This is a genomic window from Enterococcus sp. DIV0421, from assembly GCF_051713745.1.
Taxonomy (GTDB): Bacteria; Bacillota; Bacilli; order Lactobacillales; family Enterococcaceae; genus Enterococcus_D; species Enterococcus_D casseliflavus.
Genome location: NZ_JBIOQM010000002.1, coordinates 262,429 through 279,205 on the forward strand (window position 1 = coordinate 262,429; position 16,777 = coordinate 279,205).

Genomic DNA, 16,777 nt, shown 5'->3' on the forward strand with positions numbered 1-16,777 from the left:
AGGGCTTTTTTTGTGTCTGTAGGGTCAGCTGTTTCATGCGAAGGTTTTGTTGAAAAGGAGAAAGGTTGTTGGGAGGAGAGAAAATGCACAAATTAGTGGTTCAAACCGATTTTGGTTTGCAAGATGGAGCGGTCAATGCGATGTACGGGGTAGCCTATCAAGTGGCACCAGAGCTGGTCATTGCGGATTTGACTCATGAGATCGAGCCATACAACATTCATGACGCCAGCTATCGCCTGCTGCAAAGCGTCACCTATTGGCCAGCAGGAACAGTCTTTGTTTCAGTGGTCGATCCTGGCGTAGGGTCTGATCGACGAAGTGTGGTTGCCAAGCTGGCGACCGGGCAGTTGGTTTTGACACCAGATAACGGCACCCTGACCTATTTAGCGACTTATATCGGAATCGCTGAACTTCGGGTGATCAATGAGGCAACTGAGCGCTTGGCAGGATCAGCCGAAAGCCATACGTTTCATGGTCGGGATGTTTATATGTATAATGCCGCTCGGCTCGCCAGCGGCGCCATCAGCTTTGAAGAGCTAGGAACACCTGAACCTAAAGAAGCGATCCAAGTTTTTGCCATTGAAAAGCCAAGCCAAACAGCTGAAACGATCACAGGGACGATCGATATTCTCGATATCCGCTTTGGTTCGTTGTGGACGAATATTCCCCACACGTTCTTTAAGCAATGGCAGGTCCAATACAATGAGTCGCTGCTCGTCAGTATCTACTACCAAGATACCCTGCGTTATCAAGAAGAAGTGCGTTTCGGACGCTCCTTTGCGCAAGTGGCAGAACAAGAACCCGTCTTATATGTCAATTCCTTGCTGAATATCGGTTTAGGGCTCAACTTGGCTTCATTTGCTGAAACCTATAAAATCGGAACTGGCACAAATTGGAAAATTACCCTCAAAAAAAGGAGAAATGAAAAATGAATCAATCAAAATTTACAGTAAAACACATTGTTGCAATCGGTATCGGTGCTGCGGTCTTTTTCGTCTTAAAACGTTTCGTCACGATCCCGACGGGTTTCCCAAATACAGATATCGCCACAGCCTATCCTTTCTTGGCGCTATTAGGCGTTGTCTACGGTCCGATCGTGGCTGGTTTAGCAGGCTTTATCGGGCATGCCCTAGGAGATTTAACGACTTATGGTCCATGGTGGTCTTGGATCGCCGCCTCTGGGATCTTAGGGGTGTTCTTTGGACTTTTGACTCGTTGGATTCCAATCCAGCAAGGAACCTTTGGCGCTAAAGAAATTCGGACCTTCTTGATCGGTGAAACGATCGCAAATTTGGTCGTCTGGGTGATCATTGCCCCGATCGGGGATATTTTGATCTATGGCGAACCAGCGAACAAAGTCTTTACGCAAGGAGTCATTGCGGGATTGACCAATGCAGTCGTAACTGGGATAATCGGAGTGATCCTGCTAAAAGCCTATGCCCAAACCAAAACCAAAAAAGGCAGCTTGAGCAAGGAATCCTAACCAAAGAAATGTGTGAAGGCTAAAAAATGAAACAAAAAATCATTCAATTTACGAATTTTTCTTTCCAATATGATGCACAAGCGGAACCGACCTTGAAAAACATCGATCTAACGATCTATGAAGGAGAAAAAGTCCTGATCGTCGGTGCCAGCGGTTCTGGCAAAAGTACATTAGGAAAATGTTTGAACGGTTTGATCCCGCAAAACGACAAAGGCAGTAGTACTGGAGAATTGACGATCGGTACCAATGCCTTTGGGCAAGCTTCCATTTACGAGCTGTCTTTGACCGTCGGCACGGTGCTGCAAGACACCGATAGCCAATTTGTAGGCTTGACCGTAGCAGAAGATATCGTGTTTTCATTGGAAAACGATCAGCGTAGTCAAGCAGTGATGCAAGAGGCGCTGCGTTTTTGGGCAGAAAAGACTGACTTAATGGATCATTTGGCGAAAAAACCGCAGGAATTATCGGGTGGCCAAAAGCAACGTGTTTCAATGGCAGGTGTTTTGATCGATGAAACACCGATTCTACTGTTTGATGAGCCGCTAGCCAACTTGGATCCGCAAACAGGTGTGGAAGCCATCAAAATGATCGACCAGCTGTATCAAGAGAAGCGTTTTACCACCATCATCATTGAACATCGCTTAGAAGAAGTGTTAGCCGCAGCTGTCGATCGCATCATCGTGATGGAAGAAGGCCGCATCCTTGCCGACAGTACACCGAATGAACTATTAAAAACGGACATGCTACAGCAAGTCGGCATTCGTGAACCACTGTATTTAGCTGCTTTAAAAAAAGCGGGGGTTCCCGTGACCGACGCTGCTGATTTGGTCGCGGTAGAAGCATTTGCATCACCTGAGATTGCCGAAAAACTGACTCAGTTTCAGGAAAAATTTCCGAAAACGGCACTTCCTAGCCACCAGCCGCCGTTGTTGCAAGCAAAAAATCTATCGTTTTCCTACCAAGTGGGCAAACCAATTTTGCAGGCACTGGATTTTACCATCCATCAAGGAGAAATGATTAGTTTGGTCGGTCATAATGGCGCAGGAAAATCGACCTTGTCCCATTTGATTACTGGCTTTTTGACTCCGACTTCTGGCAAGTTGCTTTGGCAAGGAACGGACATGGGCAATGATTCCATCAAAGAACGAGCGCAAAAAATCGGGTATGTTTTACAAAACAGCAATCAAATGCTGTCGAAAAACTTCCTGTTTGACGAAGTTGCCTTAGGCTTGCGCAACCGAAACGTTCCAGAGGCTGAAATCACAGAAAAAGTTCACCAGACCTTAAAAATCTGTGGTCTTTATCCGTTTCGCTCATGGCCATTGTCGGCACTAAGTCATGGGCAAAAACGCCGAGCCGCCATTGCAGCGATCCTCGTCTTAGATCCTGAACTCATTTTATTGGATGAGCCGACAGCGGGACAAGACTATCGCCATTACACCGAAATGATGCAATTCTTACAGGAGTTGAACCAGCGGGGATTAACGATCGTTATGATCACCCACGATATGCATTTGATGTTGGAGTATACACAGCGGACGATCGTTTTGACACAAGGAACGATTTTGCTGGACGCACCGCCAGAAGTTGTTTTAGCAGACAAACAAGTGGTGAGTGCCGCGAACCTCAAAGAAACCAGCTTGTACACACTGGCGACCCTTAACCAGCTGACAGATCCCGCCGCTTTTACTGCTGCCTTCATTGCCAGCGAGAAGGAGGAGCACGATGGAAAGTAATCTAATCGGCTATCTTGACCGCAAAACGTGGATTCACCAATTAAGCGGTGCCGCAAAACTGATTTGTTTTTTGCTGCTATCCGTCATCGGGATGATCTCTTATGATACGCGTTTTCTCATTGGACTGGCATTGTTTTCGGTCTTTCTATTTGCCAGTGCTGGAATTCGCTACCGAGATATCGCTTTTGTATTGAAATTTATCATCTTCTTTTCGCTTTTGAATTTGGTGGCGGTCTATCTTTTCGCACCAGAATATGGGGTGGAGATCTACGGTACGCGCCATGTGATTTTCGAAGGGATCGGTCGGTATACATTGACTCAAGAGCAAGTGTTTTATGAGCTGAATCTGTTGATCAAATATTTTGTCACGATTCCCCCAGGGTTGATTTTCCTGTTTACCACCAATCCTAGTGAGTTGGCGTCCAGTATCAACCGCATCGGGATTTCCTACAAGATCGCCTATGCAGTCGCACTGGCTTTGCGTTACATTCCCGATATTCAAGATGATTTTCGGACCATTGCCAAAGCGCAGCAAGCACGGGGCGTGGAGCTTTCTAAAAAAGCACCTTTGCGCAAGCGAGTGGCAGGCAATGTCGCGATCGCGATTCCTTTGATTTTTTCCAGCTTGGAACGGATCGACCATATTTCTGCTGCCATGGAGCTAAGAAGGTTTGGCAAGCATAAGCAGCGTACCTGGCTGAAAGCTAAGCCGATCCAAGGCAAAGATCTCTTGGCGATTGCTGTCGTTTGCTTGATCGTGGCGCTCGGACTGTCCTTGATGGTCCTTAATGGCGGACGTTTCTACAATCCGTTTCGTTAACAAATCACCCCATGAAAACTTAAAAAAACGGACGCATTGTCAATAATGAAAGTGGGACGGATGAGTCAACTCTGATTTATCCGTCCCAGAAATGATCGAGCCAAAAAACGCAGGATAGTCAGACAATTGACTTTAGCGAATGCTACATTTGCTAAAGTCAGTTGCTGCTAGGTCTGCGTTTTTTTGCCGATAAAAAAAGGAGCCCGCCAGCGGGGACTGGCGGGATAGGAGTAAAAATGAAAAAGTGTTAGGGTTGTTTGTTGGTATGTATTGATAATAGCGGGAAAATGTGAAAAAAATAGGAAGAGAAAGCAATAGAAGTGTGTCAATCTGTTGATGATTTTCGTAAAACATTCCAGCGGAAGCCTTTTAGATCTTTGATTGACGGAAACATGAAATAAGGCTACACTGATGGCATCAAAGCAGTACAAGGAGGGGACAGGATGGATGCCATTACGATCAACGGACTAAGCAAACAATACAACAAGAAGTACGCCATCGAGAATGTATCATTGCAAGTGGCAGAAGGAGAGATTTTTGGCTTTATCGGACCAAATGGTGCGGGAAAATCAACGACCATCAAAGTATTGTTGAATTTTATCAAACCAGATGCAGGACAGGCGGCGATTTTTGGACGAGATTGCCAACAAGCAGCCAAAGAGATCAAAACGTTTACTGGGTATGTTTCCAGTGATGTACGGTTTTATTCAAAAATGACGACAGTAGAACTACTTGCATTTACGGCAGATTTTCATCAAGTCAAGCAGCCAAAAAAAGAGATTCAGGAGTTGATGGAGCTTTTTCAAATTGATCCCAACAAATCGATCGCAGAACTTTCTTTAGGGAACAAGAAAAAAGTCGGGCTTGCGAGCGCCTTGATTGCACAACCGAGAATGTTGATTTTAGATGAGCCGACCAATGGCTTAGATCCCTTGATCCAAAAACGGCTGTTTGAAGAGCTTCTCAGAAGAAACAAACAGGGGATGACGATTTTTCTATCCAGTCATGATCTGCATGAAATTCAGACCTATGCCCATCGGACCGCCTTTATTCGTGAAGGACAGATCATCACCGTAAAAGAATTGAGTGAGGAAGAAAATTTCGGCAAAGTTGTAACGCTCACGAATGAGGACAGCCTCTCATTAGCCGGCTTGGAAAATGTACAGGTTCTTGCTCAGGAATCACACAGCTTGCGTTTTTTCTATCAAGGGGACATGAATCAGCTGGCACATTTTTTAACCAATCCTGCCATTAAAGAGTTCACGATCGAACACCCAACCCTTGAACAGCAATTTATGCTCCTGTATGAAGGAGGTTCTCAAAAATGACTTTAATGAAAATCGATCTTAAAAATACCTTCAAAGGCTGGCTAGTCTGGGCGATCCTTTTTGCAGCAATCATTTTTGCATTTACGGCTATCTATCCTCAAATGATCACGCCAGAAATGAAAACGTCGTTAGACCAGATGTTGGGCTCTTTCAGCCCAGAATTACTAGGCATCTTTAACATCCAACTGACAGGACCCTCAAGTTTGGTTTCTCCAACAGGTTTTTTCGGGTACTACTTTCAATACTTATTTATTGCTGCGTGTATTTATGGGATGCTTTTAGGCTTGAACAGCCTGATCACTGAAGAATCAGAAGGAACGATCGAGTATTTATATGCTCAGCCTATTAGCCGCAGAGAAATCGTTGGGTGGAAGTTCCTCGCTCGATTGTTGTTGCTGACTGGCTTTTGGCTGATTGCCTATGGCAGTAGTCTGGCCTCATTTGCTTTGTTCAAACTACCTGAAGATGACCTGTCCGCTTTTATTGAAGAAATCAGCAAAATCTTCGTTGCCGAGTATGGTGTCTTAGTCTTTTTCCTCTGTCTAGGTTTCTTTTTATCCACGATCTTGCGTTCCAGCAAACAAACCGCCAGCGTCGGCTTAGGCTGCGTGTTCGGTCTGTATTTGCTCGGCATCGTGGGGGAACTCTACGATAAATTGGAATGGCTAGCAGGACTTTCACCCGTCCGCATGGCATTACCCGTCCAACTCATGGATAACGGCGCCACATCAGTCCTATGGGTACTGCTGATCGGTATCATCTGTTTCTTTGGCACCTTTTCCCGTTATGAGCGCAAAGACTTGCAGGTCTGAGTATATCAATCAAAAGACAAAAAAAGAGCCTGTCAGCGGGGACTGACAGGCAAAGGAGTAAAAATGAAAAAGTGTTAGGGTTGTTTGTTGGTATGCTTATATAATAGTCTCGAAATGTGAAAAAAGTATGACGAAGCAGGCACGTTTTTGCGAAAAAATCATTGCGAAAGTTAAGAAAGCGTAAAGCGTCCCTTCACCAAAAGGCTTGAAGGGGCAACAAGAACCTAAAATCACTCCGAAGCAGCAGGCGGTTCATGCTGTTTCGGAGTGATTTTTTAGTTGAAGCTACTTGCTAAAGTCAAGGCTATCGACATTAAAGGTGTCGCCATGTGCTAAGTCACCATAACGATAGCCACGGTTAAACCAGTCAACGCGTTGCTGCGATGTGCCGTGCGTAAAACTATCTGGAACAACATAGCCTTGGTATTCTTTTTGCAGCGTATCATCCCCGATGGCATTGGCAGCTGTGATTGCTTCTTGAATGTCGCCAGCTTCTAAGATCGGTTGTCCTTGATAGGTTTCGCCTTGCAAGTATTTCGCAAAAGTACCAGCTAAGTAGTCAGCTTGCAGCTCCAAACGAACGCTGTACTGATTGTATTCCTTTTCTGAAACTTGCTGGCGGATTTTGTCCAATTGTTGGGTGATCCCCAGCTCATTTTGCACATGATGACCGACTTCATGGGCGATGACATAGGCCATTGCGAAGTCGCCGCTTGCGCCATATTTATCGGAAAGCTCATTGGCAAAGCTAAGATCAAGGTACACATTCTCATCTGCTGGACAATAAAACGGACCAACCTGTGACGTGGCATAGCCGCATGCCGACTGGACGCTTCCCGTAAATAATACAAGTGTCGGGTCTTGATAGGTTTCTTGCCGCTCTTGAAAAACGTCTTGCCAGTAATCTTCTAAATAGCCGAATACGACTGCGGAAAACTCTTTTTCCTCCGTGTACTCACTGGTGCCCACATTTTCTGTCTGGTAATTGGCTGCTTGACCGCTGCCACCCAAGACATCCGGCAGCGAATTTAAATCACCACCGCTAAACAGGAAAAATAAAACAGCGATGATCACCGTACCGATCCCGCCACCAGCAGCCAGCATCCCGCTTGAGCCAGATGATCGCCCCGTTCGATCATCGACATTTCTGCTTTGTCTACCCCCACGCCATTTCATGTTATCTCCTCCTATATAAATCCTAGCTTAATTATAAGAGAAAGGCGGCAGATTGTGAAAAAAAGCGCCTTGAAATTGTTATAAAATGCCTGCAGGAGCTTTGAAAATCAAAGTGTACACTCCTTTTAATCATTCTTTAATCTAACAATTAGCCTTCTAATTTGGTACAGTAGCAATAAAATAGAGGTAGAGGGTGAGCGTATGAAAATGAATTATTCGGGGACATCGGAACGAAGGATTTTGATTTTTAAACGGTTGATTGCTGGCGAGCACCTCAGCTATCAGCAGTTAGCAGAGGATTATTTCGTTTCCCGCAGCAGTATTGCAAAAGATATTTCTTATTTAAAAGAACTGTTTCAAAAAGAAAGCTTGCGCCTGAGATTTGATAATTCAGGTACATTTTTTGAAGGAAGTGAATCCCAGATTCATCGGGTGCTCAAACGCTTTTGCTTAATGATGCTGGATCAACCAGCGGCGTTTTCCTTGTTGGTGGAACCTGAGAAATACCAGGAAGTAAATCAGGCGTTTCGTCGAGCGTTAATGGAAAAACAAGTGGAAATGCCCGACAGCTACATCCAAAGTATCGTCCTTTCCATCGTGCTGCTGATCGAACGGGCGAGTCATGCGGAAAACTTAGTGATTGAAGAAAATCGCCAAGTGGGGAAGCTGTTTTTGGAGTTCGACAAATATCCGTTAGTCTATGAGCTACTGAAAGAAATCGAAGAACAGCACATTTATCAATTTTCACCAAAAGAAGTGCAATATCTAACCTACCTGATCGTCGGTAGCGGCTTGAAATTTTTTATGAAAAGTGAAAAAGTTCCTTTCGTCTTTCGGGGAAAAGTACGCAACTTGATTCAAAAAATCAGCGAAGGCTTAGGCACCGACTTGACCCAAGACAATCGATTGGAAGAAGATGTGACGATCCATCTGTATCAGCTGCTGTTGCGGATCGAAGCGCAAACCACAGTCATCAACCCTTTGTTAGAGGAAATCAAGCAAAACTATCCTGCCTTGTATGGCGTGGTCTGGTTCTCGCTCCATGATTTTTTGAAAGCGTATCAAGTGGGGATCTCTGATGATGAGATTGGATTTGTCACGATCCATTTTCAAGCAGCGATCGAGCGAATGCGCCGCATGAACAAAATCATTTTTGTCTGTCCCAATGGCGTCGGCACTAGCTCGTTTGTCTCTGCGAAAATTCGTCGCATTCTGCCAGAGATCGACAGTATCGAAACCGTTTCAGTAGAAAAATTAAAGCAGATGGACATCTCGGCGATCGATTTTATTATTTCAACCATCGATCTCGTCGGGATTCAAAAACCTGTGGTACGGATCTCGCCTATGGTGACCAATCGCGACATGAAGCGGATCATGAATCACTACATCGATTTAGTCATCGATAATGAGGCGGTAGTCGATCAAAATGGTTTACTTCTTCAAGCCCAATCGATGATCCAGCCAACCGTCTTTTTCGAGCGATTTGCCAGCAAAACAGAAGCCATCAATTTTTTGATCGAACAAACCCCTTTTAGTGATGAAAAACGAAAAGCGCAGTTTCAGCAATCCGTCATTGAAAGAGAGCAGCTACAATCAACCTATTTAGATAATGGCTTTGCCATCCCTCACGGCAATCCGAATTATGTCGAAAAAACAGCCATCTCGATTTTACTTTTGGATCAGCCAGTAGAATGGGGCAACCAAAAAGCCGACATCATTATTTTATTGATGATCCGAGAGGATGAGACGCAAAAGGTGGAACCAATGATGAAATTGATCATGCAAGGAATCGAAAACAAAGAATGGTTCCTATCAAAAATGTTGGAGGTTAAATCAGAATGAAAGTGAAGGATTCTTTGCCTGAAAAGCATATACAAACGGATGAGACAGTGACAGATTGGCGCTCAGCCGTAAAATTAGCCAGCCAGCCCTTGCTGGATGAAGCGCTGATCACGTCAGCTTACATCGAAGCGATGATTCAAAGCGTGGAAGAAAATGGTCCTTACATGGTGTTGGCGGATTACTTTGCGCTGATGCATGCCCGTCCTGGAGAAGGGGTTTTGGAACAAAGTATGAGCCTTTTAGTAACGAAACAGCCCATCGATCTTGAGGGTAAACCGGTGCGGATATTTCTTGTCTTAGCCGCCGCAGATAGTGAAAGCCATCTAGAAAGCTTGAAAGAGATCATGGCGATCTTTATGGATGAAGAAAAATACAACGTGATATTAAATGGCGATCGGGAACAAATTTGTCAATTATTCCAATAGGAGGAAAAGGATATGAAAATTTTAGCAGTATGTGGATTTGGTGTAGGAAGCTCAATGGTATTGAAGATGACGATCGACAAGGTGATCAAAGAGTTAGGGTTAACGGCAACTGCCGAGAATACTGATTTATCGACGGCAAAAGCGACACCAGTAGATGTTTATTTTACGAGTAATGAATTATTGAATGAGTTAAAAGCATCCGTGAAAGCACCCGTTTATCCAATCAAAAAGTATATGGATAAAGAAGAAGTCAAACAGCAAATGGAAAAATTTTTAGCTGAAAGAGAGGGATAATCATGAATTTTGTCACGGATTATATTTTAAAAAATCCGCCAGTCCTACTGGGGATCATTGCCATGATTGGGTTATTGGTACAAAGAAAACCTTTTGCAGAAGTCGTCAAAGGAACCTTAACAGCTTCCTTCGGGATGGTGGCATTGACGGCTGGGGTAAATATGTTGGTGGGAACGATCGCACCGATCAATGCAGCGGTTCAAACCCAATTAGGCGTTGCTGTGTCAGATGGACTCTCTGACATCACCTTTACGGCAGAATACGGCGGAACAGTTGGTTTAGCGATGTTTTTCGGACTTGTCATTCATTTATTGATTGCTCGCTTTACACCTGTGAAGACGATTTTCCTCACCGGTCACATGTTGTGGTGGTTCCCGTTCGTCATCGTCGCTGGGGGCGTTGAAGGCGGACTTACCGGAATCCCACTGTTGATCTTAGGGGCGGTTCTATCTGCTTGCTACTGGTCCTTCATGCCATGGATCATGCGTAAATATGTGTGGGATGCCACAGGCGATGATTCATTTTTGATCGGTCATCCAACGGGGATCTTGTCATTGGTTTCAGGCTTTGTTGCAAAACGGGTCGGAAACAAAGAAAAATCGACGGAAGATTTGAAAGTGCCTGAAAATCTATCGTTTTTCCGTGAAATATCGATTACTGGCGCGTTAGTGATGTTTTTGATGAATGTCGTCATCGGTTTGATTGCGCCCGTATTAGTTCCTGAAGGGGGCAACTTGGTGATGTTTGCGGTTGATGCTGGCTTGAACTTCGGTGCAGGATTATTGATCATGTTGTATGGGGTACGTCTATTGATCAACCAAATCATTCCCGCCTTTCAAGGGATCGCAGAAAAAGTCGTTCCTGGAGCAAAACCAGCTTTTGATGTGCCCATCTTGTTCAACTATCGTCCAAATGCTGTAATCATCGGCTTTATCGTGGCGATGATCACCTCAACGATTTTAGTGGTCATTGCCAATACGACCAACGTCTTTGGCATTTTGATCGTTCCTTTAGTCATCACCAGCTTCTTTGAATGTGGCGGTGCTGCGGTGATTGGCGAAGGACAAGGGGGCTTGCGAGGTGCCATTATTGGTACGATCACAGCTTCTGTCGTTATGGTAGCACTCGTTGGGATCTCTGCAGCGTTGTTCTCAACGACGATTCAAAACTGGATCTTGATTTTCGGTGGGAACGATTTATCTCTATGGGGCATCCTTGGTGAATTGATCGGCAAGCTGTTTGGAGGGTTTTAAATGTTTCAATACTTTGAAAAAGCAAAAGAACTATTGTCTATTGTAGAAGAAAAAGAAGCACCAGCGATTGAGCAAGCCATTGAATTACTGACGCAAGCCAACTTGACCAAAAAAGCCATCTACATTTTTGGCGCAAGTCACGCTGGGATCTTAGCTGAAGAGATGTATTATCGAGCAGGTGGCATGATGACCATCAATGCGATCTTTGGAAGAGAACTGATGCTTGATCGCAGTCCAATCACCTTCACTAGTAAAATGGAGCGCTTAGAAGGCTACGGTAGTGCCTTGGCGGCGACCCAACCCTTTACAGCAGGTGATGTGCTGATCTTGCATTCGGTGTCTGGGCGAAACCCAGTTATCATCGATATGGCGCTTCATGCCAAAGAAAAGGGGGTCAAGATCATCGCATTAACGAATCTTACCTATTCAAAAACAGTCACCAGCCGTCATACATCAGGCTTGCGTTTATTTGAAACGGCGGATATCGTCATCGACAATCATGGGGAGATTGGCGATGCAGCGTGTACGATTCCTGACGTCGAACAAAAAGTCGGGCCTACATCGACTGTGGTCGGCGCAACGATCTTAAATGCGATCATCGTTGAAGTTTGCCAAAAACTAAAAGAAGCCGGTGTCGACTATCCGCCGATTTTTTACTCAGCGAACCTAGACGGCGGGGATGAATTGAACCAGTCCCTGTTTGAAAAGTACCAAGAAGCGATCCATTATCAGCTGTGACTGTATAAGTAACTTATCTTTTTATTAGAACGATCAGAACGATAAATTTGAAAACTACTAAAAGAATGAAATGCCTTGGGGAATCATTTCGTAAATGTAGGGATCAAATCTCGTTCAGATCGTTTTTTGTGTATTAGAATTTTAAAGCTTAATGAATTTTGTTGGTACGATAAGTACCTGGTGTCGTCCCTTCAAATTGTTTGAATACCCGAATAAAGGAATTGGTATTTTTAAAGCCGACTTTGCTAGCAATTTCATTGATTGAACTTTCTTGTTCACTCATTAGACGTTTGGCTTTTTCCACACGTAGTTGATTGACATATGGTTTGAAGGACATGGACAATCGTTCTTTGATCAAACGGCTTAAATAGGCTTCACTTAGATGAAATTGCTGGGCAATATCTGTTAAACTGAGGTCGCTGCAATAGTTGCTATTAATAAATTGAATGATTTCATCTGTTTTGGATCCATTATTATTTTCAGTGGTTTCGATCTGAGTGATCAGCGTGTCAAAAAGGAAAAAAATCGTTTTTTTCACATCGGGATCTGAAAAACCTTTTTTTAAGTAAAGAAATTGTTTCTTATTTTGTTCGTAGAATTCAGGGTAGGAAATCTCTTTGATCACAGCGATACGTTTTATTGTTAAGGTCAGAGCGGCTGAAAATTCTTGAAGGAAGCCTAGAGAACGGTTGCTGGAAATATTGATATCCACGATTTGTTGCAATAATTCTCTAGCATGGACAAAATCACCTACTTTGAAATATTGGATCAGTAACTGTTCTTCATCAACGGTATAATTGATTTTATGAAAAGCATTGGATGTTGGAACCGGTATTTGATGGAAATGATTATTGCCGTTGCATTCATCTGACCACTGACAGGTTTCATGAAAGACTTCGATAAAATGTTCGAGAGAATGAAAAGGTTTGGAAAGTAGATAAGTCATTCTCAAGTTCAAACTGTCTTCTATCGTTAGTTTCAATTGATCGATCTCTTTCATAATTTGTGAATATTCCTGATCGTAAAAAAGAATGACAAGGTGTTTTTCGGAAAAACTGATGATATCATAACGCTCGATAGGAAGATTTTTCTTGATCAACTGTTTGCGTACATGAATGATCTCTGTTTCATTAAAAGTTGCTTCTTCTGCCATCTCACCTGAGAAGGTCAGAAAAGCAAAACTCCCGCCTTTTTCTATGCCTTCAAGATGAAAAGTAGGCAGTAAACTCTTGCTCATATTGTACGTATATTTTCCGTAAAGCAGATTCTTTAAGAATAGTTCCTTTACTTCTTCTGAGACAGGGGACTGGAGCTGGTTGATCGAACTAGACGACTCGATTATCTGGTGCAAAGCTAAGTTGATATCATCAACCGTTAAAATATCAACATTACTCTTTTTGATTTCATCTAATATTTCTAGATAAGGTTTGTACATCCGCTTACTCAAGAAAACGACGATCAAAGCACCCAGTACGATCAAAACCATTAATGGAAGGAGAAAGGAAGAAATCGTAGATAGTGGAAAACTGCTTTGAATCGCGGATGTCAATTGATAATTGGCAAAAGGGAGCACCTCTGAATTTTTTGTAAAAACGATAGTATCTGATTTGGTCTCTTGCTGAATGGTATTTTGTGTAAAATCAGTAAGTATCGGTGAATTGGTCTCACTAGAAGGATATTGGTGATCAGTAACTTGTATTTCTTGATTCATCGGAGACAGTAGTTCATTTTTTTTCCAGTAGGCAAAGAAGTAGAGGGTCTGATTCTCTACTTGCTCTTTATGAAGCATAATCAGCCGTTGATCAAGGGTTTCGAAGATGGAGGAACTGAAGCTGGCATCTGCCAGCATTTCGGAAAGAAGCCCGGCTTTTGTTTCTATATTCAAAAAGGAAAAGAAATCATTGTAAACAAAATAGCCGTCAGAACTTACGATGATATGATTCTCTGGATTCAAGATTCCGATAGAGTATTCAAACTGATTCATTAATAAATAGTTTTCACGAATTTCATCATACATCGCTGAAAACAGCGCATAATCAGATTCAGTACTTTGGGAAAACAGTATAATACTTTCTTTTGTTGCTAAAGATTTCATTGAATTGAGGGCAAATCGAAGTTGCTGATCAATGCGAAAAGCACTGTTTTCTAGCGTCATGATACTTTGGGTAGTTTGTTCAGTTTTCCGCTGATTGACTTCATTATTGATGACGATCACCATAATAAAAATAGTATATGCAATAATAACCGTTAAAAAGGTTAAGAATATTTTACGATAGGTTTTTGATTTCATAAGTGCTCCTTTCTTTTTTTTGGTAACGTTTACATTGATTATAGAGATAAATCAGCTTGAGTCAAATCATCATTATTTGTAGTTATCTACAAAACTTGATATTAAGAGTAAAAAATGTATATTTCAACGAATAATAATGATATTCAACAATGTCTAAACACGCTATATTTAAAGCGCTTACTTTAAGCGAGAGAAAATGAAAAAATTCAGGAGGAATGATTATGTCGATGAAAAGAAAAGCTCTATCATTACTGTCTCTACTGACACTTCCAATGGTTTTAGCTGCTTGTGGGAACAGCGAGGGCTCGTCAAATGGGGACGGGGCAGAGGGGAAAACCGAGATAAAGATCACTTGGCGCAATACTGGGGAAAACGATAAAATGACCCAATATTTGGAAGAAACATTTATTCCACAATTTGAGAAAGAAAATGAGGACATAAAAATCGTACTTTCTCCGATTACCGCAAGTGAGGGGGATTATTTTTCAAAAGTTGCTCTTTCTATGCAATCGGAAAGCACAGCACCCGATGTAGTGGCAGAAGATTCGTTTATGTTGAATTCTGATGCAAACGCTGGTTACTTAACCAATCTTGATGAATATGTTGCTGACTGGGATCAATGGGATAAATATACAGAAAACTTAAAAGCTGGTGTTATTGCTGAAGATGGTAGTACGTATGCCATTCCAGGAACTTCTGATTCTCGCGGGATTTGGTACAACAAAAATGTCTTTAAGAAAGCCGGTCTGCCTGAAGACTGGCAGCCAACAACTTGGGGGGAGATCATTGAGGCAGCTGAAGCAATCAAAGCTTCCGATGAGAATGTGATCCCCTTAGGATTAGGTGTGGCTAAAGCCAATGGTGAGTCGGTTTCGATGCAGACTTTCCAGATGCTCTTATATGGTACTCAAGATACATTATTTGATAGTGAAACGCGTAAATGGCAAGTGAATACACAAGGAATCATTGATTCATTGGCTTTCATTGATGAAGTGTATAACCAAAAACAATTAGGACCATCATTATCCGTTGCGATCAACAGCAATTACGGATCTGTGATGTTCCAAGATAAATTTCCTAATGATGAAGTCGGCATGCTTTTAGATGGATTTTGGAGTGCAGGTAATTGGGCCGAAAATGGGGCAACTCCTGTTGAGAATATGACAGAACGCTTTGGTTTTGCAGCCATGCCTACACAAAATGGTGGTGAACCGCCATTTACGACCATGTCCGGAGGCTGGACATGGGCCATTCCTGAAAAAGCACAAAATAAAGAAGCTTCATGGCGAGTAGTTCAAGCACTCGGTGGAAAAGAACAGCAAGCTGCACGAGCAATCGCTGAAGGGAATTTAACCGTCCGAGACGATTCAGCAGAAATAGCTGAATATAAGGAGCAACCTTTTATTGAGCAAGCAACCTCTTTCTTACAATATGCTCATTTCCGTCCGGCAGATGACAAATATCCAAATGTTTCAGTAGAGATCCAAACAATGGTTGAAGCAGTTGCCACTGGCAGCAAGACACCAGAAGAAGCAGCTAGTGATTATGCCGCCAATGTAACAAGGATCGTTGGAGACGATGCCGTTAACTAAATCATTAATAAAGAGAAGGAATTGCAGCAAACAATCCGAATGGAGGCTAACGTTTCTTCTCTTTAAAAAAAGAAAGGAGAAAAGAATGGAAAATTCGCTAAAACGAGAGCAGCAAATGTCCAATAGTAAAAAAGCGTTGATTTTTTTATTTCCCAGTTGGCTCTTGCTGCTGATATTTTTTGTTGGTCCAGTTATCTTAACTTTTATCTTTTCCTTCACGAACTTGGCTCTGACCGGTGCTGAAGCAAGTCAATTGCGGTTCATCGGCTTTGAAAATTTTGTGCGCATGTTCAATGATCCGGCTTTTCAAACTAGTGTCGTACGAACCTTGATTTTTGTCATTTTTTCTGCAGTGATTGGTCAATGTTTCTTAGGTTTTTTGATTGCATTTATGATGCGAGAGAAAAATCGAGCCTTTCGGCGAGTCGTTGGTCTGATCATCATTGCTGCATGGGTTACACCGGAAGTGGTTGTTTCCTTTTGCTGGGTCGCTTTTTTAGGAGATAGCGGAACAGCTAATTGGTTGATGGGACTGATGGGATTTGAGCCGGTTGCTTGGCTGTTTGCTTTTCCTATGATAAGTGTTGTGGTTGCCAATATTTGGCGAGGAACCGCTTTTTCAATGATGGTGTTTCAATCCGCTTTAGATGAGATCCCTAAGGAAGTAGAGGAAGCTGCAGTTATGGATGGCGCCAGCCGCTGGCAAGTGATTCGAAAAATTACGATACCGATGGTCAAAGGTACCATTGCAACGAATTTGATGCTCGTCACTTTGCAGACATTGGGTGTCTTTACGTTGATTTATACTATGACTGGTGGTGGTCCCGGCAATCAGACTGCAACCCTGCCGGTCTTCATGTACAAACAAGCTTTTGTGAGCTATCAGCTAGGATACGGAACAGCGATTTCGCTGGTCTTGCTGCTGATTGGTGCTGCCGCAAGCTTGATTTATATGAAAATGCTGAAAGTGAAAGTGTAGGTGAAAAAA

15 protein-coding genes are annotated in these 16,777 nt (G+C 43.0%); 13 read left to right on the forward strand and 2 right to left on the reverse strand.

The features are described 5' to 3' along the window. Positions 1–83 precede the first annotated feature (83 nt). The 6 genes from IGI96_RS12345 (at position 84) to IGI96_RS12370 (ending at position 6,179) form a co-directional block, all read left to right on the forward strand. Positions 84–932 (forward strand): SAM hydrolase/SAM-dependent halogenase family protein, encoded by an 849-nt coding sequence (locus tag IGI96_RS12345; protein ID WP_005225399.1) that lies wholly within the window; start codon positions 84–86, stop codon positions 930–932. Further along, positions 929–1,483, forward strand: coding sequence for an ECF-type riboflavin transporter substrate-binding protein (locus tag IGI96_RS12350; RefSeq protein ID WP_005225401.1), 555 nt, complete (start codon positions 929–931; stop codon positions 1,481–1,483). The genes IGI96_RS12345 and IGI96_RS12350 overlap by 4 nt, the downstream gene beginning before the upstream one ends. Before the next feature lie 26 nt (positions 1,484–1,509). Further along, positions 1,510–3,219, forward strand: a complete 1,710-nt coding sequence (locus tag IGI96_RS12355; protein WP_270287922.1) for an ABC transporter ATP-binding protein — start codon at positions 1,510–1,512, stop codon at positions 3,217–3,219. Further along, complete coding sequence (locus tag IGI96_RS12360) at positions 3,209–4,039, forward strand: energy-coupling factor transporter transmembrane component T family protein (protein ID WP_005225404.1); 831 nt, start codon at positions 3,209–3,211, stop codon at positions 4,037–4,039. The genes IGI96_RS12355 and IGI96_RS12360 overlap by 11 nt, the downstream gene beginning before the upstream one ends. A gap of 443 nt (positions 4,040–4,482) precedes the next feature. Beyond that, positions 4,483–5,367 (forward strand): ABC transporter ATP-binding protein, encoded by an 885-nt coding sequence (locus IGI96_RS12365; protein ID WP_123834251.1) that lies wholly within the window; start codon positions 4,483–4,485, stop codon positions 5,365–5,367. Continuing rightward, positions 5,364–6,179: an ABC transporter permease subunit gene (locus IGI96_RS12370; protein WP_016610651.1), complete on the forward strand. Its 816-nt coding sequence runs from the start codon at positions 5,364–5,366 to the stop codon at positions 6,177–6,179. Before IGI96_RS12365 ends, IGI96_RS12370 begins: the two co-directional genes overlap by 4 nt. 285 nt (positions 6,180–6,464) lie before the next feature. On the opposite strand, the gene ypfJ is transcribed toward IGI96_RS12370, so the two are convergent. Continuing rightward, on the reverse strand, positions 6,465–7,355 hold the full coding sequence (gene ypfJ, locus IGI96_RS12375; RefSeq protein WP_123834257.1) for a KPN_02809 family neutral zinc metallopeptidase: 891 nt from the start codon (positions 7,353–7,355) through the stop codon (positions 6,465–6,467). A 201-nt stretch (positions 7,356–7,556) separates the two neighbouring features. On the opposite strand from ypfJ, the gene IGI96_RS12380 reads away from it, so the two are divergent. From IGI96_RS12380 to IGI96_RS12400, 5 genes are read left to right on the forward strand one after another with little or no spacing between them, the layout of a single operon-like run. Continuing rightward, a complete protein-coding gene (locus IGI96_RS12380) occupies positions 7,557–9,197 on the forward strand; it encodes a BglG family transcription antiterminator (RefSeq protein ID WP_123834259.1) in 1,641 nt (546 codons plus the stop codon). Continuing rightward, on the forward strand, positions 9,194–9,622 hold the full coding sequence (locus IGI96_RS12385) for a PTS sugar transporter subunit IIA (RefSeq protein WP_270287924.1): 429 nt from the start codon (positions 9,194–9,196) through the stop codon (positions 9,620–9,622). The genes IGI96_RS12380 and IGI96_RS12385 overlap by 4 nt, the downstream gene beginning before the upstream one ends. A gap of 12 nt (positions 9,623–9,634) precedes the next feature. Then, positions 9,635–9,916, forward strand: a complete 282-nt coding sequence (locus tag IGI96_RS12390) for a PTS sugar transporter subunit IIB (RefSeq protein ID WP_270287925.1) — start codon at positions 9,635–9,637, stop codon at positions 9,914–9,916. Positions 9,917–9,918: 2 nt separating this feature from the next. Continuing rightward, positions 9,919–11,169, forward strand: a complete 1,251-nt coding sequence (locus IGI96_RS12395) for a PTS ascorbate transporter subunit IIC (protein WP_016610654.1) — start codon at positions 9,919–9,921, stop codon at positions 11,167–11,169. Further along, complete coding sequence (locus tag IGI96_RS12400; protein ID WP_005225415.1) at positions 11,170–11,907, forward strand: SIS domain-containing protein; 738 nt, start codon at positions 11,170–11,172, stop codon at positions 11,905–11,907. Positions 11,908–12,055: 148 nt separating this feature from the next. Here the strand turns inward: IGI96_RS12400 and IGI96_RS12405 are convergent, their stop codons facing one another. Next, positions 12,056–14,197 (reverse strand): helix-turn-helix transcriptional regulator, encoded by a 2,142-nt coding sequence (locus IGI96_RS12405; protein ID WP_270287926.1) that lies wholly within the window; start codon positions 14,195–14,197, stop codon positions 12,056–12,058. Positions 14,198–14,412: 215 nt separating this feature from the next. On the opposite strand from IGI96_RS12405, the gene IGI96_RS12410 reads away from it, so the two are divergent. Next, positions 14,413–15,789, forward strand: coding sequence for an extracellular solute-binding protein (locus tag IGI96_RS12410; protein ID WP_034870262.1), 1,377 nt, complete (start codon positions 14,413–14,415; stop codon positions 15,787–15,789). Positions 15,790–15,874: 85 nt separating this feature from the next. Next, positions 15,875–16,768 (forward strand): carbohydrate ABC transporter permease, encoded by an 894-nt coding sequence (locus IGI96_RS12415; protein ID WP_008379138.1) that lies wholly within the window; start codon positions 15,875–15,877, stop codon positions 16,766–16,768. The last annotated feature ends 9 nt before the right edge of the window (positions 16,769–16,777 follow it).